Annotated in this window: 20 protein-coding genes and 1 riboswitch; of the genes, 6 read left to right on the forward strand and 14 right to left on the reverse strand. The window is 50.0% G+C overall.

Annotation, left to right across the window (positions count from 1 at the left end):
* Window positions 1-86: 86 nt before the first annotated feature.
* From AC0VZ8_RS29295 to AC0VZ8_RS29305, 3 genes are all read right to left on the reverse strand, one after another.
* Window positions 87-428 carry a YflT domain-containing protein gene (locus AC0VZ8_RS29295; protein ID WP_071219613.1) on the reverse strand — a complete coding sequence of 114 codons (342 nt, stop codon included), beginning with the start codon at window positions 426-428 and terminating at the stop codon, window positions 87-89.
* Between the two features lie 87 nt (window positions 429-515).
* Complete coding sequence (locus tag AC0VZ8_RS29300; RefSeq protein WP_475485238.1) at window positions 516-1,049, reverse strand: hypothetical protein; 534 nt, start codon at window positions 1,047-1,049, stop codon at window positions 516-518.
* 57 nt (window positions 1,050-1,106) lie between these two features.
* The gene (locus AC0VZ8_RS29305) at window positions 1,107-1,628 is read right to left on the reverse strand and encodes a DUF948 domain-containing protein (protein WP_071219615.1); all 522 of its coding nucleotides are present in this window, start codon (window positions 1,626-1,628) and stop codon (window positions 1,107-1,109) included.
* Between the two features lie 278 nt (window positions 1,629-1,906).
* Between AC0VZ8_RS29305 and AC0VZ8_RS29310 the strand changes: the two genes are divergently transcribed.
* Window positions 1,907-2,071, forward strand: coding sequence for a DUF1328 domain-containing protein (locus tag AC0VZ8_RS29310; protein WP_475485239.1), 165 nt, complete (start codon window positions 1,907-1,909; stop codon window positions 2,069-2,071).
* Between the two features lie 120 nt (window positions 2,072-2,191).
* Here AC0VZ8_RS29310 and AC0VZ8_RS29315 read toward each other — a convergent pair whose 3' ends face one another.
* From AC0VZ8_RS29315 to AC0VZ8_RS29325, 3 genes are all read right to left on the reverse strand, one after another.
* Window positions 2,192-3,697: a DHA2 family efflux MFS transporter permease subunit gene (locus tag AC0VZ8_RS29315; RefSeq protein WP_071219617.1), complete on the reverse strand. Its 1,506-nt coding sequence runs from the start codon at window positions 3,695-3,697 to the stop codon at window positions 2,192-2,194.
* A 52-nt stretch (window positions 3,698-3,749) separates the two neighbouring features.
* Window positions 3,750-4,199 (reverse strand): MarR family transcriptional regulator, encoded by a 450-nt coding sequence (locus tag AC0VZ8_RS29320; RefSeq protein ID WP_426199464.1) that lies wholly within the window; start codon window positions 4,197-4,199, stop codon window positions 3,750-3,752.
* 256 nt (window positions 4,200-4,455) lie between these two features.
* Window positions 4,456-5,034 carry a hypothetical protein gene (locus tag AC0VZ8_RS29325; protein WP_260068250.1) on the reverse strand — a complete coding sequence of 193 codons (579 nt, stop codon included), beginning with the start codon at window positions 5,032-5,034 and terminating at the stop codon, window positions 4,456-4,458.
* A gap of 203 nt (window positions 5,035-5,237) precedes the next feature.
* Here AC0VZ8_RS29325 and AC0VZ8_RS29330 point away from each other — a divergent pair, with 203 nt between their 5' ends.
* A complete protein-coding gene (locus AC0VZ8_RS29330; protein ID WP_071219620.1) occupies window positions 5,238-5,582 on the forward strand; it encodes a hypothetical protein in 345 nt (114 codons plus the stop codon).
* Between the two features lie 108 nt (window positions 5,583-5,690).
* On the opposite strand, the gene AC0VZ8_RS29335 is transcribed toward AC0VZ8_RS29330, so the two are convergent.
* Window positions 5,691-6,563, reverse strand: a complete 873-nt coding sequence (locus AC0VZ8_RS29335; protein ID WP_127593941.1) for a cation diffusion facilitator family transporter — start codon at window positions 6,561-6,563, stop codon at window positions 5,691-5,693.
* A 225-nt stretch (window positions 6,564-6,788) separates the two neighbouring features.
* Here AC0VZ8_RS29335 and AC0VZ8_RS29340 point away from each other — a divergent pair, with 225 nt between their 5' ends.
* The gene (locus tag AC0VZ8_RS29340) at window positions 6,789-6,977 is read left to right on the forward strand and encodes a hypothetical protein (protein ID WP_071219622.1); all 189 of its coding nucleotides are present in this window, start codon (window positions 6,789-6,791) and stop codon (window positions 6,975-6,977) included.
* Window positions 6,978-7,102: 125 nt separating this feature from the next.
* Here the strand turns inward: AC0VZ8_RS29340 and AC0VZ8_RS29345 are convergent, their stop codons facing one another.
* The gene (locus AC0VZ8_RS29345) at window positions 7,103-8,728 is read right to left on the reverse strand and encodes an ABC-F family ATP-binding cassette domain-containing protein (protein ID WP_194544600.1); all 1,626 of its coding nucleotides are present in this window, start codon (window positions 8,726-8,728) and stop codon (window positions 7,103-7,105) included.
* A 265-nt stretch (window positions 8,729-8,993) separates the two neighbouring features.
* Between AC0VZ8_RS29345 and AC0VZ8_RS29350 the strand changes: the two genes are divergently transcribed.
* Window positions 8,994-9,398, forward strand: a complete 405-nt coding sequence (locus AC0VZ8_RS29350) for a DUF1259 domain-containing protein (protein WP_260068249.1) — start codon at window positions 8,994-8,996, stop codon at window positions 9,396-9,398.
* A gap of 111 nt (window positions 9,399-9,509) precedes the next feature.
* On the opposite strand, the gene AC0VZ8_RS29355 is transcribed toward AC0VZ8_RS29350, so the two are convergent.
* The 4 genes from AC0VZ8_RS29355 to AC0VZ8_RS29370 all read right to left on the reverse strand — a co-directional run bounded on the left by AC0VZ8_RS29355 (window position 9,510) and on the right by AC0VZ8_RS29370 (window position 13,156).
* Window positions 9,510-10,541: an MBL fold metallo-hydrolase gene (locus AC0VZ8_RS29355; protein ID WP_475485240.1), complete on the reverse strand. Its 1,032-nt coding sequence runs from the start codon at window positions 10,539-10,541 to the stop codon at window positions 9,510-9,512.
* Between the two features lie 127 nt (window positions 10,542-10,668).
* Window positions 10,669-10,770, reverse strand: coding sequence for a cytochrome bd oxidase small subunit CydS family protein (cydS, locus tag AC0VZ8_RS29360; protein WP_422759654.1), 102 nt, complete (start codon window positions 10,768-10,770; stop codon window positions 10,669-10,671).
* Window positions 10,771-10,775: 5 nt separating this feature from the next.
* Window positions 10,776-11,807 (reverse strand): cytochrome d ubiquinol oxidase subunit II, encoded by a 1,032-nt coding sequence (locus AC0VZ8_RS29365; RefSeq protein WP_071219626.1) that lies wholly within the window; start codon window positions 11,805-11,807, stop codon window positions 10,776-10,778.
* Window positions 11,804-13,156 carry a cytochrome ubiquinol oxidase subunit I gene (locus AC0VZ8_RS29370; protein WP_194544603.1) on the reverse strand — a complete coding sequence of 451 codons (1,353 nt, stop codon included), beginning with the start codon at window positions 13,154-13,156 and terminating at the stop codon, window positions 11,804-11,806. Before AC0VZ8_RS29370 ends, AC0VZ8_RS29365 begins: the two co-directional genes overlap by 4 nt.
* Before the next feature lie 519 nt (window positions 13,157-13,675).
* Between AC0VZ8_RS29370 and AC0VZ8_RS29375 the strand changes: the two genes are divergently transcribed.
* A complete protein-coding gene (locus tag AC0VZ8_RS29375; protein WP_475485241.1) occupies window positions 13,676-14,806 on the forward strand; it encodes a virulence factor in 1,131 nt (376 codons plus the stop codon).
* 118 nt (window positions 14,807-14,924) lie between these two features.
* Window positions 14,925-15,104: riboswitch (Lysine riboswitch) on the forward strand.
* 170 nt (window positions 15,105-15,274) lie between these two features.
* The gene (locus tag AC0VZ8_RS29380) at window positions 15,275-16,666 is read left to right on the forward strand and encodes an amino acid permease (protein WP_475487781.1); all 1,392 of its coding nucleotides are present in this window, start codon (window positions 15,275-15,277) and stop codon (window positions 16,664-16,666) included.
* Window positions 16,667-16,743: 77 nt separating this feature from the next.
* On the opposite strand, the gene AC0VZ8_RS29385 is transcribed toward AC0VZ8_RS29380, so the two are convergent.
* Window positions 16,744-17,886 carry a transglutaminase domain-containing protein gene (locus tag AC0VZ8_RS29385; protein ID WP_475485242.1) on the reverse strand — a complete coding sequence of 381 codons (1,143 nt, stop codon included), beginning with the start codon at window positions 17,884-17,886 and terminating at the stop codon, window positions 16,744-16,746.
* Between the two features lie 107 nt (window positions 17,887-17,993).
* Window positions 17,994-20,345: a YcdB/YcdC domain-containing protein gene (locus tag AC0VZ8_RS29390; protein ID WP_475485243.1), complete on the reverse strand. Its 2,352-nt coding sequence runs from the start codon at window positions 20,343-20,345 to the stop codon at window positions 17,994-17,996.
* Between the last annotated feature and the right edge of the window lie 14 nt (window positions 20,346-20,359).

The following is a 20,359-nucleotide window of genomic DNA, read 5'->3' on the forward strand; positions in this document are numbered from 1 at the left end:
AAAAGTCTCATTCCTTATCTATGTTTTAAGTCCTATAACGCCTACCATCGATGCTGTCATAAAGCTGAACTTTCGTTGCTATATCATCAATCTTTTTTAGCGATAACAAGTACTTTGCCTAGATCCAGCTGTTTCTCATAGAATCCAGCCTCGGCCTCCGTGAAGCCTAGCGATACAATCTTGGCGCGGAGCTCATCGCCGCGGGACCGGAACAAATTCGCAAAGGCGTCAAACACGCCTTCTTCCTTGATGCCCACGTTATTGGCATCGGATGCATCCACGATCCGGCTTGTCTTGTCCGAATCATGAGCCAATACATAAATCCGATCATGATCGTAACCGGACTGCCGCAGGTTCTGAACCTCCTGAACCGCTTGTGTACCATTCTCAACGACTTTGGCATATGACTTCGTATTGGTAAATTCCATTGTGAAAACCTCCCCTAATAGTGTAAAACCTTGATTTAGGTTATAGTCCATTTGTTATTAACCTTATTTCTTAAGGTTGAAACAAATTCAGTCGCTATAATCGAAAAATAAATCAATTCCTGCAATTTCGCCGGAGTCCCGGTCAATAAATACCTTAAGCGCTTGATGGTTCTCAAGGTACACATCCCCGTCCTCCGCTTTAAAATACGGCTTACCCAGAGATGCCCTAATTTGATCGTTTGTCATACCTATACGCTGGTCTTCAACCTGAAAGGATACGGCAGATGGCTTCACATGAACATATTCCGTGTAACCGTTGCGGACCCCAACCTCCATATCTTTGTAATCCAGCTTGGTAATTCCGGTCAGCTCTTCATGCTCAATTCTAGCCGGCGTTCCCAGCTTGCGAATGACATCGTGCTTGTTATCCGTTAGCGAAATCCCGTTTAAAGTTCCATAGCTCTCCGTAGAGTTGTCGCTGGTTTGTGCTTGTCCAACATCCGAAGCGGCATGAATTATAGGCGGTGGCGACATCCCGGCAGAAGGCTGCGGCTCTGCCACGGCACCCCCACCTCCGGAGTAAATCAAGAGCCCTACCATCAACAGTGCGACATTCCACATGCGACCTCCTCCTTTCTTCAGCTGTCGGAGCTATACCCGGGTTTAGCTTTCTTACGTTTATCTGGCTTTTTGGCGACGGAAGCTGTTCCACAGACCAACCGCTGTATCCACGTAGGCTAACCAGTTCCGACCGCGTGACTTTTCTTCTGCTTCGGTATTCTGATATACCGCATCATAGGATTGGAACGTACGATCCTGAGCCGTCAAAGGCACTTCCGTACGGGCAGGCTGCTCTTTCTTCTGCTCCATCCGGGATTGCTTAAAACGGCTAACCATGCCGGAGGATACCTGCTTCACCGCATAGGTGACCTCGCTTAAAGCTTCTCCCAGATTCTTGACGGTATCCAGCACCGGATCGATCTGTTTCATCTTATGCTGAACATCCACCGTAATATCGTTCGTATTCCGGATGGTCTGCTTCACTTCATAAGTTAATTCGTCAACCGTCTTTTGAACATCCTGAAGGGTTTCGGTTACCTTTTCGAGCGATTGTGTCGCAGCCTTTAATGTCTTGATTAAAAAGAAAACCAGAACCGCAAATGCTACGGCAATAATGGCAACACTGATTTGGGTTAGCATACGTTGTCCCTCACTTTCAAGTATGTTGGTTTCGGATACGCAATAGTTACCCTATCCCCCAGCCCACGAAACAAAGAGATCGCTGCCAATAATGCCATTGTCCTACAGCTTGTTTCATCCCCTGCCGCCCCGGTTAAAGAACACTACGAAGGGCGCTGTTGGCAACGGCTAAGCGGCTCCCTACCGAGCTTCAAATTGGATATGTGCCGTTTCTTGGAGCATCATGAGACTACATGCCTATATCCAATAAAATCGATGAAGAAAGCAGGGTGAATAGGATGTTAAAATGGTCCGTAATTTTTCTAGTTGTTGCACTGATTGCAGGGATCTTTGGCTTCTTCGGCATCGTTGAGGCTGCTGCCAGCATTGCGAAGGTGCTGTTCTTCATCTTCATTGTCCTGTTTGTGATCTCTCTCTTTACCGGACGCAGACGAAGTATGTGACGCTGTCGCATACTAAAGCCCATGCATTGAATATACACAGAGGAAATGAAAAAAGGGTGCCCTCCGTTTGATCAACGGATAGGACACCCCTTTTTTTGCGCTGCGCAAAATCGGATTGGGTTATACGTTCGTTGCTGCAGCCTCCTGATTTTCTGAGGTTTTCGGCTCTTCGGCCGGCTTGGTCTTCTTGATAAAGAAAGCCAGGATGAAGGAAGCGACGCTGATCCATGTCGCAATAACAAAGGCATAGTTAATGCCATAAATGGTTGCTTCATTCCCCAGCTTAAGCAGGTCGGCCTGATTCTTGGGATCAAATAACCCCGATTGCATCAGAGCTTCCCCTTTGCTCTCTGCCTGGGTCGACATGACGGTAACTAGAATTGCCGTTCCGATTGAGCCGGAAACCATGCGCAGTGTATTGGACATAGCCGTACCATGAGCGTTCAAGCTCCGCGGGAGCTGATTAAGTCCCGCCGTCTGGATCGGCATCATGAGCATCGACATCCCGAACATCCGGGCCGTATAGATGACCATGATGTGGCTGTAAGACATGGTTTCGGTCAAATTACTGAACTCCCACGTCGTAATGACCGTAATCGCCAGGCCGATAACAGCCAGCCATCTTGCACCAACCTTATCGAAGATCGCTCCCGTAATCGGTGACATGATCCCCATCAGAATGGCGCCGGGAAGCATGAGAAGTCCTGATTCCACCGGCGTGAATCCACGAATCTGCTGAAGATAAATAGGCAGCAGGATCATGCCGGCATACATCGCCATCGTGACAATGACATTGATAAGGGTAGTTAGCGTAAACATATTGTATTTGAATATCCGGAATTCCAGCATCGGATTGTCGGTCTTCATCTCCCGCCATACAAACAGGATGAGGGCAATCGTGCCGACTGCTAGGGTCGTAACAACCGGCGTGCTGGACCAACCGTCATTCCCGGCATCACTGAAGCCGTACAGCAAACCGCCAAAGCCCAGGGTGGACAAAATGATGGCGATCATGTCCAGCTTCGGCCGGCTGACCTCGGTAACATTTTTCAGGAAGAATACCCCGATTAGCGTAGCAATGATCGAGAAAGGCAGAATCATGTAGAACAGGACACGCCAATCATAGTGCTCCACAATATATCCGGAAAGCGTAGGTCCGATGGCAGGAGCAAATATCATGGCGATCCCCATCATCCCCATCGCCTTCCCGCGATTCTCAATAGGGAATATGTTCAGAAATACAACGGTCATAAGCGGCATCAAAATACCTGCACCGGCAGCCTGAACGAGGCGTCCGGTAAGCAGTAACGCGAAGTTGGGGCTGACCGCGCACAGCAAGGTGCCAATCGTAAACAGCGTCATCGCACTAATGAACAGCTGCCTTGTCGAGAAACGCGCGATCAGATAAGCGGTAACGGGAATTAAGACCCCGTTCACCAGCATAAAGCCAGTGGTCAGCCACTGGGCTACGGTCGGTTTAATGTTCAAATTCTCCATGATGCTCGGCAGAGCAACATTCATCAATGTCTGGTTAAGAATGGCGACAAAAGCGCCAATCATAAGTGCAGCAATGATAGGGCCTTTCTTAACAGGCTCGCCGGGGCGAGCAATGGTATGGGTACTCATGTGCAGCCTTCACTCTCTTTCTAAGTAAAATCATACATTTAGCATGTTTGTTCTATGTGGACATCTGACCTTGGATGTGCTCAACATTCGTCAAAATTTTGCTGTACAGGACACTCAACTGCTTAACCTCTTCGTCCGTTAGAAAACCATATAACAAATCGCTCAACTCGGCACGTTTATTGGCCAACTGCTCGATCAGATCCCTCCCGAGCGGCGTAATCTCCAAATGAATGACCCTTCGGTCGGCTGTATCCCTTGTTCGGCGCGCGAATCCGCCCTCGATCAATTTATCGGATATGCCCGTAACCGCCCCGCATGTCACATGAATGGAATCGGCCAAGTCCGACAATCTCAATGCTCCCTGTTCATGAAGCATCTCCAAGGCGGTATACTGCGTTCTGCCTAGTTTAGGAAACCCTTCCTTCTGCCACTCATGATGCACAGTTCGAACCATCTTCTTAAATAGCATCTCCAACTCCAGAATTTCATTCCGCATGGACATGTATTTTTTACACTCCTTTAAAAGGTCCAGCACTTCTTCAATAGAGACCAACCGACTTCGTCTCTATATACTTTAGTACTAAAACATTTATTTCTAAACATTTACTGATTATAGTGGGGGATAATCATAGTGTCAATGTTTACATATATATTTTTTTCATAGTTTTTTTCTGAAAATAACGACTTTTCTCTTGAAAAACACAAAAAAAGACCCAGACTTGGTTTCCTTGTCTGAGTCTTTAGCCGATTCCCTTGCTTTACTTAAACAGCGACGGAATGGACATCCAATCCATCGTAAAGTTCAATTCCAAGCCGTCGGACAGAAACTTCACATTCTTCACAGTTACCAGATCCGGTAAATAGTCCTTGAGCGAAATTTGTATCGGCTCCAGCTGGAACATATTCAAAGGGATCTGGGCTCCCCGAATCGTTGTTGATTCATGCGTCAGGTGAAGATAGCTTCCCTCGGCAGACATCTGAAAGCGCAGCACTGCACCAAAGGGAAGAACCCCCCATTGCCCATTCATATGGGCTGTCATTGTGGTGCCATTCATCACGAAATCAGCACCTGTAATATCGACGCCCAGGTCATGGGTGCTCATATATTTTACCATGTTCTTCTTGCTGAGTTCTCCGACTTCTTCCGTACTCAGCAGCATACGGGTATCCCGATTTGACACCATGGTCATCAACTTGTCCTTGAAATCAACGGATCGGTAGCGCATATCCAGCGATTGTGTAGGATAAACAAACCAGACCAACGCACCGATAATCACAAGCAGAAGGACAAATATACCCAGCAGGAAACGTCCGGCTCTTTTTTTTCGACGTACCATCTAAAGTCCCTCCTCCCATAGGATATCCCTGCGACAACAAGGCTTTTCCCATCTCCAAAGTATATAGGAATCCTTGAAACTTGTCACGATTTGAGAAAGGTACCCAAATTTCTTGATTCAAAACATCCAAATCGTGGTTATTACGATAGTGTGTTAAAATAGTATATTAAAATCATACTTCGGTCCCAAGGAGGAATTATTCCATGAAAAAAACTCTAAGTATTACTGCAGCCCTAGCACTCACCCTGTCCCTGACCGCCGTAGCAAGCGCAGATCCGATTAGCGGGACGGTATCCGAGACTTCTGGGCCGGCTCCCATCTCGACGGAAGAGCCTATTATCAAACCGGAAGAAGTAGTACTGGTGCCTACACCTATGATCGAGATTGCAGAAAGAACCTACTTCTATAACGCTCCAAACGGCGAAAAGCTTGGTGCCTTGGCTCCGCAAAAAATCGACACAACCGGCAATCGAACGGGTGTCGTGCTTGGCGGGGAATGGGTTGAAGTTTATACATGGCTCGGTAAAGCTTGGATTTATGTACATTAATCATGTATGACTGCCGGACTTCATGATTCTTCATGTATCCATGCAGGTTAAATGGCAGGTCAAGATGAACTTGACCTGCCATTTGTATTCGTACCCATCGGTTATCCCCTAGGACGATTCCTTAGGCTCCACGTGAATATGGACGCTCATAATATTGTGAATCTTCTCCATCTGTTCTTCGATACGGTCACTGATCTGATGACCCTCCAGAACACTGATATCCGGGTCTACCTCGATGACAACATCCACCAGTACATGATTGCCGTGAATTCGGGCTTTCATGTCCTTAATCCCCTCGACACCGGGCGTACGGGCAATCGTACTACGCAAGTCCGACAAACGATTTTCATCAAAACCGTCCGTTAAACTATAGGTGCAATCCCTGAATATTTCCCAAGCTGTTTTGCAAATAATGACACCAACCGCTACCGCTGCTACGGTATCCAGCCAGGGCAGGCCGAATTGTGCGCCAATAATACCAACAGCTGCCCCCACACTAACGAGTGCGTCCGATAAGTTATCCTTGGCTGCAGCCATGAGTGCCTGGTTATCGATTCGCTGCGCGAGGTTCCGATTGTACCTGTACACGCCAAGCATCGCCACGGCACAGACACCGGCTACGCCGGCAGACCATAAATTCGGGATTTCCTTGGAACCTTCAAAAAATGAACGAACGGCTTCAACCAACACTTGGATACCAACGACCGCCATGATAAAAGAAGCAACCAAAGCCGCAATCGTCTCCGCCCTTAAGTGTCCGTACGCATGATCGGAATCCGGCGGTTTCTGGGAAATTCGCAGTCCGATCAATACGGCGAGCGATGCCACGATGTCCGTCAGGTTGTTAAAACCGTCGGCAAGCAAAGCACTGGATGCGAATAAGTATCCACAAAATATCTTGAACGAGGATAACACGAGGTAGGCGGCAATGCTGATCCAGGCCCCGCGTTCCCCTTGTTTGATGTTATCATAGGCATTCACTTTATTACGTCTCTCCTTTGCTTGTCTTTCGCAGCCGTCAAACGATATCCATCATTATCCATATTTAATCCTAGCAAAGGTCATTCGTGTGGGTCTAGAGAAACATAATTGCTTCGGTCAAAGAACCATGGACGTAGAAAATGGTATTAATCATTGTTACCCTTGCCGGGCGATTTAAAAACGAATAAAATGAGGACAAGCGAACACGAAGAGGAGGGTGATACTATGCCCGAGAATAATGAATCACGTAAAGTGAATTTAGCCGATGCAATCCGGCAAAAGCTGGAACAGAAAAAACAGCAGAATGCGTCCGCGAATAAGCCCGGACAATTCCAAGCCGGTTCAGCGCAAAAAATGAAAAGCCAAAACAACAAAAAACCAAACAACCAGCGTCGTCGTACCGGCGGTTCGTAGAAGAGCCCGTTTCGTGCATAACGCAAAAAATGCTGCACCTCCCATACTTGGAAGGTGCAGCATTTTTTAAATGGATCGGGCGAGATGAAAGCTCACGCCCTCATCCTTCGCCATATCCTATTTTCTTAAGCTTCAACCGGGTACATGCTATCGCGAAGTCCCTTGATCTCTTCACTCTCAAGATACTCGTCATAACTCATACTGCGGTCGATGATGCCATTAGGCGTAATCTCGATAATTCGGTTGGCAATCGTCTGAATGAACTGATGGTCATGCGAGGTGAATAGAATCGTTCCGTCAAAATCGATCAGACCATTGTTGAGTGCCGTAATGGATTCGAGATCCAGGTGGTTCGTCGGCTCATCGAAGATCAGCACGTTCGCGCCGTTCAGCATCATTTTGGCCAGCATGCAGCGAACCTTCTCGCCCCCGGACAGTACGCTTGCTTTCTTCAGCGCTTCCTCGCCCGAGAACAGCATGCGGCCAAGGAATCCGCGCAAGAATGTCTCATCTTGATCCTTGGAATATTGGCGCAGCCATTCCACGAGGTTGATATCAACACCGTCAAAATAGGCAGAGTTGTCTTTTGGGAAATACGCCTGGGTTGTTGTTACCCCCCAGCTGTATTCACCGGCATCCGCCTCGGTTTCACCGGTTATGATCTGGAACAGCGTCGTTTTCGGCATCCCATTCGGTCCAACAAATGCGATTTTGTCGCCTTTGTTTACAACAAAGCTGACATTATCCAGCACCTTTTCCCCATCCATCGACTTGGTGATGCCATCAATCGTAAGCAGCTGCTTGCCCGCCTCGCGTTCAGGTTTAAAATGAAGGAACGGATATTTACGGTTCGAAGGACGAAGATCCTCCAACGTAATTTTGTCGAGCTGTTTCTTACGGGAAGTCGCCTGCTTCGATTTGGAAGCATTCGCCGAGAAGCGTTGAATAAATGCCTGCAATTCCTTGATCTTCTCTTCCTTCTTCTTGTTGGCATCCCGCTGAAGTTCAAGCGCCAGCTTGCTGGATTCATACCAGAAGTCGTAGTTGCCGACATACAGCTGAATTTTACCGAAATCGATATCCGCAATATGCGTACACACCTTGTTCAGGAAGTGACGGTCATGGGATACCACAATAACGGTGCCTTCATAATCCATAAGGAAGTTCTCAAGCCACTGAATCGATTCCAGGTCCAAGTGGTTGGTAGGCTCATCCAGCAGCAGGTTATGCGGACGGCCAAACAAGGCCTGCGCCAAGAGAACTCGTACCTTCTCGTTACCGCTCAGCTCAGACATCTTCTTATCGTGCAGCTCACGTGGAATACCGAGACCGATCAGGAGCGCTGCCGCATCCGGCTCTGCATCCCACCCGTTCAGCTCTGCGAATTCGCCTTCCAGCTCACCCGCACGCATGCCGTCTTCTTCGGAGAAATCGGATTTCGCATACAGCGCATCTTTCTCTTTCATGATGTTATACAGCCGGGCATGACCCATTATAACCGTCTCCAGGACGGGATACTGATCGTATTCATAGTGGTTCTGCTTCAGAACCGCCATCCGCTCATTCGGTGTCATATGAACCTCGCCTTGGTTCGGTTCAATCTCACCGGAGAGGATTTTCAGAAATGTAGACTTACCCGCCCCGTTGGCGCCGATGAGGCCGTAGCAGTTGCCCGGGGTGAATTTTATATTGACATCTTCAAATAGTGCTCGTTTGCCATAGCGGAGCGTTACGCCGCTTGTACTGATCATTAAGCATTACCATCCTTTATCACTATTGGTTTCAGCACATTATAGCATAAGTACGACGGTTATCGAAGCTTCTGGATGATATAAAACGGTTTTAAACAAATATAACCGCCTGCATGCGCCTTTTCTCAAGTATATAGAACTCGACAATCAAAGCCTCTATTTCTAGTTTAATAGAAAAGAGGCTTTTCTATTAATGAAAGAAACCAGTCGGATCAGGTCCCCCTCTCATACGTTATATTATTCTGATATGAAAGGAGGGGCCATTATGGGCAACCAGCTTTGCAATCGCCTGGCTCGGATCATTGGGGGCACAGGAAGCGTCACCAATGGCGCGTGCGTTGTCTCCACGCTGCGGAGGCTAAACGTGAAAATATTGGGACGCCGCAGCCGTTCTCCTTTGACACTGCCTTTCGCGTTATCCTTTGAGTCCAAAGACTCCCGTGGCCGCACGTTGAATCTGGGGGAAACCGTTATCCTGGAAAAAGAAATCAATCCGTTCGCGGCGGAACTGCTGAAGCGCGGAATAAAAGTAACCGCCATTCATAACCATTGGCTTTTCCAGAGCAATCCATTCAAATATATCCACTGGGAATCGATTGACGATCCCGTGCAGTTCGCTGAGAAAAGCGCTGCTGCCGCAAGAGCGGTCGGCATTCTGCCAAAACGCTGACGTTTAGAAGCAACTGAAAATGGGCCCGAAAGGTTATGAACAACCTTTCGGGCCTCTTTGGCATTCTATGGTGTATGGTGTATGGTGATGGAAATCGCTTGCACGTTTCGGTTATGATGTCACGCTTCTTCGCTCAGGCTGAACCTTGAAGGTCTCTCCGTACTTTAATACGCGAATTCGCTCCTTGGCGATCCCCAGCCGCTCGCGTTCCGCCTCCATCCGATCCAGCGCTTCTCTTGCCGTGTCGTCTGCCAGCTTGAAGGTGCCGTAATGCATCGGGATCATCGTCTCGGCCTTCACATCCTGGAACGCCTGCAGGGCCTCTTCCGGATTGACGTGCTGCGATGTCATGAACCATTCCGGCTCATATGCCCCGATGGGCATCAGCGCAAGGTGAATGTTGAAGCGTTCTCCGATCAGCTTAAAGCCTTCGAAATAACCGCTGTCTCCGGCAAAATACAAATTCGGCGGAAGCAGGCGGGTGCCATCCTCCGATACAGGTTCGTTATTGCATGATGATTCATCGGAAGAAGCCGAATCCACGCTCGCATCCTGCAGGACAGGCTCCATTACGAACCCTCCCCAATGGGATGTATTCGTGTCAAACGGCGTGCGCCGAGTCCAATGCTGTGTCGGCACAAAGGAGAATTTCACGCCCTTGATGGTTGTGGATTCCCACCACTGCAGTTCGATCACGCGGCGAAAGCCTTTGTTGATCATTTTGCGACGCAGACCAACGGGTACAATGATCGTGGTGTCCGCACGGTACAGCTTACGGATCGAGGCAACATGCATATGATCATAATGGGAATGCGAGATCAGAATGACATCGATCGGGGGGATCTCATGAATGGGAAGCCCTGGTTCTCCAAGACGCTTATTAAATCCCATTCTCCGCGCCCATACGGGATCAGTCACGATGTTCAAGCCTTCATATTGGATGAAGAACGTAGCGTGCCCGATCCAGGTAACGGAGGTTTCGTGCCGGTTGCTATGCAAATACTGAAGATCCGGCGTCAGGTTCGGAATGCAGTAGGAATAATCCTTCTTCTTCTGACGACGTTCGTCGCGCCACTGCTTGAATTGTTTAAGTGTTTTATCCGTGCTGACGTTATCGATATTGTTATAGCGAATTTTTGGCATGCAGCCTCCTCCTTCCATTACCCTGTATTTTACCCCGTATTGACCTCTCCGCTCAACTTTGCGCTTGTTGTTCTTTTTACACCGAACGTTTCGTGGCGAAACAACCCGGAATTGCCTTTATCCAGAATCAATCCGATGGATCCTTATACTTGACGACGTAGATCGCCATAAAGGCTACAGCAGCCAGTACGGTGAGCAGCGGTGCTATGAAAATGGCGAAGTCCTCCACTTGTCTCATCCCTTCTTCGCGGATTTGCCGCGAATGTAGTTTGCATCGAACAGAAACAATCGCATCAGCAGGATCAGGGAAGGAACCAATACGCAGAAACCCAGGATAAATGCGGTAATCAATGCGATCGCCATCGTATCGTTGGTTATGCTCTCATGAATATGGATGTAATCATAGAGAATATACGGCAGATGCGAGCGTCCATATCCGTACCAAGCAAAGGCAAATTGGAGCATGACCATAATAAAAGCGATGCCGAGCCGGATTCGTTTCCATACGAGGTACACCGCAATGACAAAGCAGATGAACGACGCGATAAACATCCATGCGATATCCAGCATCTGCCCAAAATGCACCGGATTCTGATGGTTAATCTGGAAAAACGCGAATACCGAAGCCAGGATCGTCGGACCGCTCCATCCCAGCGCATAACCCCGGACCACGCCGAACGCTACCTCATCCCCCGCACGCTGCGCGTAATAGGACAGGAACATCGCCGAGATGTACAGAACGCTCACAAGCGCAAGCAGGATGACCGACCACGTGTACGGATTCGTGAAGAACGTATACCAATGAAGCTCTACCTTCCCGTTATCCATATAGATAATGCCGCCTTCCGAGATGGCCAATATCGTCGACAACGCTGCAGGGATGAGCAGTCCCGTTGCCCCGTAGAGCCCCATATACACGATATTGTTCCCGGTCTGGCTGCCATACGTGTGATAGGCGTAGTAAGCGCCGCGGATCGCCAGCAGCACAAGGGCCAAGCTGCCCGGCACAAGCAAGGCGGTGCCATAATAATACGCAGCATCCGGAAAGAATCCGACAAGTCCGACCACAAAAAAGATCAGGAATACGTTGGTTACTTCCCAGACGGGAGATAAATACCGCTGGATGATGTTATGAATCTTGTTCTCGTGTCCGGTGAGCACGCTGTAATAGCTGAAAAATCCGGCACCAAAATCAATCGAGGCCACCAGCAAATAGCCAAACAGAAATGTCCACAGCACGGTTATTGCCACCATTGCATAGCTCATTTGCGGTCTCCCCCTTCGATTTCGAGTCCCAGCAGCCGGATTTCCTCTTCCGCGCTTTTATTCCGGAACAATTGGCTTAACACGCGAATCGCGGATACGGATAGCACCAGATACAGGATTATAAACAGCACCAGCATCCAGCCGACGCTTGTTGAAGTGGTTGCCGCATCCGATACCTTCATGTATCCCCGCACAATCCACGGCTGCCTTCCGATCTCGGCAAGGAACCAGCCCAGCCATATGGCTGACATCGATAGAGGCCCCAAAGCCAATATACTGAGCAGCAGCCATTTTGGATAAGGCCTTTTGCCAGGAAGTTTCTTTCGGAACATATACAGGAGCGGAATCAGAACGATCACGGCGCCGCTGGTCACCTTTAGATCGAAAAAATAATGCACCGACATCGGCGGTCTCTCATTCTCCGGAAACTCATTCAGTCCAATGACCTCCGTGCTGGGACTGTTTCCCGCCAATATGCTTAGCGCGTACGGAATCTTCAATGCATACTTAATCTCGTTATTCTCATCCAGAAAGCCGCCGTAAATGAGCGGGGCTTGCCTCATCGTTTCAAAATGCCACTCGGCCGCCGCCAGCTTCTCGGGCTGGTATTTAGCCAGAAATTTGCCGGAGAAGTCTCCGATCATCACGGTGGCCACAGCAAAAACAAAGGTCGACACGACGGTGAGCTTCAGCGCTTTCTTAAAGTAGATGTGCTTGCTTCCCCGCAATATACTGAAAGCGGCTATGCTGGCCAGCGCAGCGGCGCTTGTCGTAAAAGCTGACGCCAGCACATGGCTCACCTTGGTCGGCGTCGCCGGATTGAACATGGCCACGAACGGATTCACATTCGTAAATACCCCATCCACCAGCTCGAAGCCCTGGGGCTGATTCATAAACGCATTCATGCTCGTGATAAAAAACGCTGACGCGGAGGAGCCGATCGCCACGGGAATAAGCAGCAGCAGATGGGTCCATTTATTTTTGAATCGATCCCATGTATAAAGATAAATGCCTAGAAAGATCGCCTCCACAAAAAAAGCAAAGGTCTCCATGAACAGCGGCAGCGCAATGGCTTTACCGGCGACGCGCATAAAGGTGGGCCATAACAAGCTGAGCTGCAGGCCGATGGCGGTACCTGTCACGACGCCGACGGCCACCGTAATCACATATCCCCGCGCCCAGCGCCGGGCAAGCAGCGTATAATGGTTGTCCCCTGTCCGAATCCCCCTCCATTCCGCCAGAGCCAGCATAATCGGAATCCCCACGCCGATGGTTGCCAGAACAATATGCACAAACAGGGTCAAGCCGGTCAGGATCCGGCTCATCAGTACGGGATCCAGTGAAGACATCAGGTTCACTCCTCGGTTTCTTTATCCAAAATGTTCCATATAGCGCAGATACCCTTTCACGGCACCGTATAGCATAATGGCCGCAACAATAAAGCATAGAATCGCAAGCTTTCGCTCCTGCTTCCTGTGCATCCGTTAGCCTACCCTCCTTCAGAGGTTGTTAAAAAAGTCCGCTTTTGATAAGAAAACCTCTATCGAGGCCACTTCAAGGATGAGCGACCGCGATGCTTAGGTAGGTTTTCTTGCGATACTGAATTTCATCAGTTCCACTGATAACTCATAAATTCTATATCTAACACGAAGCGGATCAGGAAGCCGCTCGGCATCGAATCTTGGGGGCGGCCCTCTAACATGTGATTCTTTGAAAACCCAAATGCTTTACAATCCCATCATTATCAGTTTTACAAACCTTTCCTCTTTTTATCCAAAGTCCGGTCATTTTGTTTGAATCCTTGCCATGATGTTTTTTCCGGCATGGAAAAGAGGTACAATAAGAGGATAAGGAGGCGAGATAAACCCATGAAAATTACATTTATTGAACCAACCCCGAGCCCGAACTCCATGATGCTTCGTCTTGACGAAACGCTGGAGCCCGGGATTCGAAGAACATATACACTGGATAACGAACGGTCGGCTCCCCCCTGGATCAGGCAGCTGCTCCATATCCCGGGCGTAAAGAGCGTTTTTCATACCCTTGATTTCATCGCGCTCGACCGCAAAGGCAACGCTGATTGGCCTTCCATTCTGGGCGCCGTTCAGGAAATATTCGGTCAGGAGGGGCTTGCCGCCGGACTCCAAGAAAATGCGGAAGATTTTGCTTTTGGAGAGGCTCAAGTGTTCGTCCAGTATTTTCGAAATATACCGATGCAAATCCGTGTCAAAAGCGGGAATCAGGAAGAACGCATCGGTCTGTCAGAGCGCTTCGCCAAAGCGGTGGCCGCCGTCGGAACCACGACACTCATCAAGGAGCGCAAGCTCAAGGAGTACGGCGTGCGCTACGGCCAGCTAGCTGACATCGCCCGTGACGTAGAGCAGGAGCTTGAAGCTGCCTTCCCGCAGGAGCGCCTCGATAAGGTCGTTGCCCAAGCGATTGCCCACGGTGCCAGCGACGAGGATTTCGTCGAGCAGCGCCGGAAGCTGACCGACGAGGAAACCGAAGCCGCGCTGCAGGATGAGGACTGGCGCGTCCGTTATGCTGCACTGGATGCACTGGAGCCAACGGAGAAACACATTCCGCTTCTCCGCCAAGCCCTTCGGGATCCGAAGATGCAGATCCGCCGGCTCGTCGTTGTGTACTTGGGCGATCTGCGCACCCCTGAAGCGATGGAGCTCCTGTATGAAGCCATGCGCGACGAAACACCGGCCGTTCGCCGTACCGCAGGCGATACGCTGTCCGATATCGGCGATGCTGCCGCTACCCCGGTCATGATCGAATCGCTCAAAGACAGCAGCAAGATCGTACGCTGGCGTGCAGCCCGCTTCCTGTATGAAGTAGGCACCGAAGAAGCCCGCTCCGCTCTGGAGGAGGCTGCCAATGATCCGGAATTCGAGGTTAGTCTGCAGGCACGCATGGCACTGGAGCGCATCGAATCCGGCGAAGAAGCAGCCGGAACCGTATGGCAGCAAATGGCCAAACGGAATCAATCGTAATTGCATCTGCGGAACTGCCTTAGAACCGTAAAATTTAACCATTGCTTCTAACATGGAATGTGATTTATACTAGGACTCTCTTGTTAGAATTGAATATACAGATAGCCTCATCATTCCAAGATGAGGTAGAGGTTGCAGACATGATCAGTAGTTGTGCCGAGGCGAAGAGAAGCCGGTGAAGCACATTGAAAGGCATGAATGCCGAAGTGCAGGGTATACTCTTGTATTCTGTGCTGGGGCCGTTGTCGAAAGAGACGGAACTGTCACGGGGATTTCCCCGTGTTGTGCTATCTTCATGGAGGGTATGATGCGGATACGATAAAGACCGCAGGTATAGGACCTGCGGTCTTTTTGTTCTAACAGGGTATATTGTAAATATCATTTCTTAATGTATAGAAGGAGTGTTCGATCTTGAATCGCAAAAAAGCACCGGCTGCTTCGCTCAAGCAGAGCTTTAAAGCCCGTCATATGACAATGATCGCCCTTGGCGGATCGATCGGTACCGGCCTCTTCCTGGCAAGCGGAACGGCCATCGCCTCTGCCGGCCCAGGCGGAGCGCTCATCGCCTATGCCGCGGTGGGCCTCATGGTTTACTTTCTGATGACCAGCCTCGGCGAACTCGCTACGTATCTTCCGGATTCCGGCTCATTCAGCACCTACGCCTCCCGGTTTGTCAGCCCCGCCTTCGGATTTGCCGTCGGCTGGAACTTCTGGTACAACTGGGCCGTTACCATCGCCGCCGAACTCGCAGCGGCGACGGTTATTATTAAATTCTGGTTCCCGGACAGCCCGTCATTTCTGTGGAGTCTTCTGTTCCTGGCGATTATGTTCGGCTTAAACTTTCTATCCGCCAAAGGATACGGCGAATCGGAATATTGGTTTGCTATCATTAAGGTGGCAACCGTCATTATCTTCCTCATCATCGGAGTCATGATGATCTTCGGTATTCTTGGCGGTGAAGCCGTGGGATTCACTAACTTTAGTCTCGGCGACGGGCCGGTACACGGCGGGTTCTTCGCGCTGGTCGGTGTGTTTATGGCTGCAGGCTTCTCCTTCCAGGGAACCGAGCTGATCGGGGTCGCGGCCGGCGAGAGCGAAAATCCGAGAAAACACGTCCCTAAAGCCATCCGTCAGGTGTTCTGGCGCATCCTGATCTTCTATGTTTTCGCTATTTTTGTCATCGGCATGCTCATCCCTTACACCCATCCGAGCTTGCTTCAATCCGGGGTCGACAATATCGGTGTCAGCCCATTCACCTTGGTGTTTGAGAAAGCCGGCCTTGCGTTTGCGGCTTCCGTAATGAATGCGGTCATTCTCAGCTCCGTGCTGTCGGCAGGCAACTCGGGGATGTATGCCTCAACCCGTGTCCTGTATGCCATGGCGAAGCAAGGAATGGCTCCGAGATGGCTGAGCCGGCTGAACAGCCGCGGCGTACCGGTTGCGGCTCTAATCGTAACCTCTGCCGTAGGCATGCTGGCCTTCCTGGCCTCCTTCTTCGGCGATGGCGTAGTCTATGTATGGCTCCTGAATGCCTCCGGAATGTGCGGATTCATTAACTGGCTGGCCATTGCCGTGAGTCATTATCGCTTCCGCAAAGCTTATGTCGCCCAAGGAAAAGACCTGAAGGATCTGCCATTCCGTGCACGCTGGTTCCCCTTCGGTCCCATCTTCGCCTTCCTGCTCTGTCTTGTTGCCATTATCGGTCAAGGCAATTTCAGCGGGGAGATCGATTGGTTAACGATCATTGCCACTTATGTCAGCATTCCGTTGTTCCTCTCCATCTGGTTCGGCTACCGCTTGATTAAGAAGAGCCGCATCGTACCATTGGACGAGTGCGATTTGAGCACGAACGTTAAATAAGTTAAACCGGACATACCAAAAGCAGCTTCCCTCCCATACTTGGGAACGGAAGCTGCTTTTTTTGGGATACGGACATATTACCAAATGATCTGCACTCTAAGATCACCTGTGTTCTCAAATGCATGATGATAGTATTTGATAGAGCCGAGATTGCTCTTCATCTGCACTTGCTGGAGCACATTTACAAGCTCTCGCTCGCTGCCGTCAAACCGGAACACCAACTTCTGGCTGCCTTCAGCCTTTGCAGCTTTAACCAGGGGTTGGAGCTGTGCGTAGGAGCTGACGATGGAACGGGCATCATAGAGCTGATATTCCAAATCCCGCTTCAATTGTTCGTATACTTCGGCTCTCGAACGATCCTTCGCAGCTAGCCCGGCCAGCGTGTTGCGGTAAAGCGTGCTCGCCTTCGGATAGGATTTCACCCAGGTATGATCGCGGCCCATCTGTTCATCCGTCCGGAGATAGTACGTATAGGATACCTCGTTGTCGCGATCCGGCACGGGATCGTTCCACGTCGTGTCCAGATGGTACCATTTGCCGTCCAGAAGAACCAGATTCCAGGCATGAAGCTGGCCCTGCGGATTATCGGAGGCATAAGCCGTGCCCTCTACGATTTTGTTCTGGATCCCTGCTCCCTTCAGCAGTTTATGCGTTAACAGGGAATAGCCCTGGCATACCGTGCTTCCGGTGTAGAGTCCGTCATAGGCCGTATATTTTGTAAGCGTGGTATCATACTTCAAGTTCCGGACAACCCAATCGTGGATGGCTTTCACCTTCTCATGATCATTCATGCCTGGCTTAATGATCCGCTTCAAAATGCTGTCGGCATTCTGGTTCACGTAGTTCGTCTGCTCCGCAGTCTCGCGGTAACTCAACCGAACGGTAACATTGGCGGAACTGGATGTCCCACGATAGTCGTAGCTATAGCTAGCGATGGTGTAGTGAATATAAGGATCACTGGCCATCGCCTGATCAAGTGCATCTTTAAGCTGCGATTTCAGCGATTGGGTCTCCCCCTGGTAAACAAAACGCACCGTCGATTGCCTGTCGCTCATCGCTGTCAGCAGCTTCTGTTGAATCCCATCGACCGACTTCACGACCGCTTTGTTGGAGGTGGCATAGACATCACTGAGATTAGCTGGTTCAGGTACTGCTGCAACGGTTACCGCCAAAGACCCTATGAACAGTAATTTAACGATTGTTCCTCGGCTTCGTTTCATCGGTACACCCGCCCTTCATCTTCCTCATCCGTATGCACCATTATTGTAACACATAACATCAGGGCTTATGGGTTCTAGTTTTGTCGACCGGGCACGAATATCAAATGCTACCAATAAAATGAGGACAGGAAAGAATCGCTGCGTCCCGCCAGCTTCGACATGCGGACGAGTACCTCTGCAGCTTCCGCTCGCGTCACCTCACGCTCCGGCAAGAACTTGCCATCAACCGCCGGGAGAAGCCCCAGCTTGAGGGCGATCAGGGCTGCGCCTTTGTTAGTAATGGCGTCGGCATCCGATATTCCCTGCACATCGGTTGGCAGGATAAAGGCTTTGGACAGCTTTTCGTAATTCAGAATACGGGTCAGCGAGCTTGCCAATTCATCCCTTGTCAGCTTGCGGTCCAGCTGCAGTGGGCTGTCCGGATCATAAGGAATCCAGTTCTGCCCGATCAGCACCTGAATGGCCTGATAATACGGATGATCCGGCTGCAAACCCGCGTATGGGTCCATGGTAGATCTTCCATACACCTGCTCGTAGGACGGACTCACCGATGCCGCCACCAACTGATACCATTCGCCAAGGGTAATTTGGCGATCCGGGTATACCTTTCCGTCCTTGTCCGGAACCAACACCCGATATTGCACCAGCTCCTTGAGAGCCGCTTCCGCATCATGCCCCGCCGCATCGGTAACCGCCGGAATATCCTTGCGGCTCATTTCAGGCGTAATATCGCGCCATTCTCCGTTCTTGGCATCAAGCGGTACCGCAATGCCGCCATAAGCCGCCTTTTTGTGTGTCGGATAATAAATCAGCTTAATGAAAGGCTTCATAATCTCATTACCGTTCATTGCGTAACCGCCATAGTAACCGTATTTCAGCTTCAGCTCAATCTCTTCCAGATATTTAGCTTTTGCCTGCTCCGCACTGACGGCCGGCTTTGCGTCCGTTGGCAGCTTGGACAGGACAGCTTCGGAATTCACACTAAAGCCCTGGATTTGCCCGTCGGCCTCAATCGTGAGATTCAGGGAATCACCCATGACGCGAATATCACCGACATAGCGCTGAAATGAAAATTGATAATTAAGGGTTTTAGTGTCTTTGCCCATTTTATCAACGGATGTCAGCTTCCATTCCTCGGCAGCATTCGGCACCAGCCTGCTTACCGTCTCGAATGCGAGATTCTGCGCAGCCTGCTTCGAAATCGGGCTCTTCACTTCCGGAGCACCGGTTCGGTCAAAACGATATCGGTTGTAGGAGTAAATTTGTCCGGTCTTGGCGTCCACCTCTGCGGATACCATCTCCCCTCCGCCCATGGCGGAAAGATGGTTCTCGCCCCATCTTATATTCCACGTCTTGATCTCATTATTGTTCCATCGGGTACCCAGTGACTTGGATTCTGTCTTCAAGCCGGACGGGAGTTTGATCTGTGATTCCACCCATCTGGCTGCTGTATCTCCGCCAGCGAATGGAGCCGTGATTGGCTTGAAGATCTCTTTGGACAACGGAATCGTGCCGTTCTCAATCGAGGTAAACTCACTTTCTTCCCCCGAAAAACTAATGAACTTGCCTGTATTGGCATCCATTGAATTCGCTGATTGATCATTAGGTATGTAACCTAAGAAATAATTGCCTTTGGCGTTGTTATATAAATGATCAGGTACATAAGCCAAGGAGACCTGGAACTGATCCTCAAACAATTTACGAATGGAGGCCTCATTCAATTTCGGTGTGGATGAAGGAAACTCTTCATTGACTTGATTGCGGGAATAGTTAATGGTATTGCCCTGTCCGTCCAGCGTGATCGAAATGCTGTTCACATCCGATTCAATTCCGTTCACCGAGGTCTGGAAATAAAAATCAACCCGCGGCGGACTGAACAGCGCCGTCTGCATCCCGAGATAAGCCTCATTCTCCTTAAGCTCGCTGGCCTTCAGATCCGATACATGGCTGCCGATCCATTTCAGCGCCTTCTCCTTGGCTGCTTCGCGGGTTATCACCGGTTTGTCGCTACCTTGGTTCAACAAGGAACGAGGGATATAAATGTTAATAAGTTCACCCGTGACCGCATTGACCTGGGCATTGAAGCCGGAGCTTGTGTTCCCTTTGGTCAATTCCATTTGCAGATCCCAAGCAAGTGCGCTCGATCTCATGCCATCATTCTCCAAGAACTGCACATTCGATACTTTCACGTTCTTTAGCTCCGGGAAAGCCTTCTTGATGATGTCTTCCGCCTGCTTGGACGAAATTTTTGCACCTTTCGGTATTTCGTTATCCGTTACACCTTCCGAACCGGTGTTATCGCTGCTAGTCACGGCAGTTACCGTATCAGATACAGCGACTCCGCTGCCCGGAACGAAATTGTCTCCCCATACCGGCTGCGCCAAACATAACATAGCTGTAGCCGTAACCGCACACACGGTCTTTTTTACCCTTACCTTCTTCTTACCCGATGGATTCACTTGATTCGCTCCCT

Source organism: Paenibacillus sp. QJM3NY_38 (genome assembly GCF_056173265.1).

What these genes read in the sequence shown, in the direction of transcription:
- AC0VZ8_RS29295 (WP_071219613.1), bottom strand. Translation starts at nt 428, where the DNA reads ATGGAATTTACCAATACGAAGTCATATGCCAAAGTCGTTGAGAATGGT.
- AC0VZ8_RS29300 (WP_475485238.1), bottom strand. Translation starts at nt 1,049, where the DNA reads ATGTGGAATGTCGCACTGTTGATGGTAGGGCTCTTGATTTACTCCGGA.
- AC0VZ8_RS29305 (WP_071219615.1), bottom strand. Translation starts at nt 1,628, where the DNA reads ATGCTAACCCAAATCAGTGTTGCCATTATTGCCGTAGCATTTGCGGTT.
- AC0VZ8_RS29310 (WP_475485239.1), top strand. Translation starts at nt 1,907, where the DNA reads ATGTTAAAATGGTCCGTAATTTTTCTAGTTGTTGCACTGATTGCAGGG.
- AC0VZ8_RS29315 (WP_071219617.1), bottom strand. Translation starts at nt 3,697, where the DNA reads ATGAGTACCCATACCATTGCTCGCCCCGGCGAGCCTGTTAAGAAAGGC.
- AC0VZ8_RS29320 (WP_426199464.1), bottom strand. Translation starts at nt 4,199, where the DNA reads ATGTCCATGCGGAATGAAATTCTGGAGTTGGAGATGCTATTTAAGAAG.
- AC0VZ8_RS29325 (WP_260068250.1), bottom strand. Translation starts at nt 5,034, where the DNA reads ATGGTACGTCGAAAAAAAAGAGCCGGACGTTTCCTGCTGGGTATATTT.
- AC0VZ8_RS29330 (WP_071219620.1), top strand. Translation starts at nt 5,238, where the DNA reads ATGAAAAAAACTCTAAGTATTACTGCAGCCCTAGCACTCACCCTGTCC.
- AC0VZ8_RS29340 (WP_071219622.1), top strand. Translation starts at nt 6,789, where the DNA reads ATGCCCGAGAATAATGAATCACGTAAAGTGAATTTAGCCGATGCAATC.
- AC0VZ8_RS29345 (WP_194544600.1), bottom strand. Translation starts at nt 8,728, where the DNA reads ATGATCAGTACAAGCGGCGTAACGCTCCGCTATGGCAAACGAGCACTA.
- AC0VZ8_RS29350 (WP_260068249.1), top strand. Translation starts at nt 8,994, where the DNA reads ATGGGCAACCAGCTTTGCAATCGCCTGGCTCGGATCATTGGGGGCACA.
- AC0VZ8_RS29355 (WP_475485240.1), bottom strand. Translation starts at nt 10,541, where the DNA reads ATGCCAAAAATTCGCTATAACAATATCGATAACGTCAGCACGGATAAA.
- AC0VZ8_RS29365 (WP_071219626.1), bottom strand. Translation starts at nt 11,807, where the DNA reads ATGAGCTATGCAATGGTGGCAATAACCGTGCTGTGGACATTTCTGTTT.
- AC0VZ8_RS29370 (WP_194544603.1), bottom strand. Translation starts at nt 13,156, where the DNA reads ATGTCTTCACTGGATCCCGTACTGATGAGCCGGATCCTGACCGGCTTG.
- AC0VZ8_RS29375 (WP_475485241.1), top strand. Translation starts at nt 13,676, where the DNA reads ATGAAAATTACATTTATTGAACCAACCCCGAGCCCGAACTCCATGATG.
- AC0VZ8_RS29380 (WP_475487781.1), top strand. Translation starts at nt 15,275, where the DNA reads ATGACAATGATCGCCCTTGGCGGATCGATCGGTACCGGCCTCTTCCTG.
- AC0VZ8_RS29385 (WP_475485242.1), bottom strand. Translation starts at nt 17,886, where the DNA reads ATGAAACGAAGCCGAGGAACAATCGTTAAATTACTGTTCATAGGGTCT.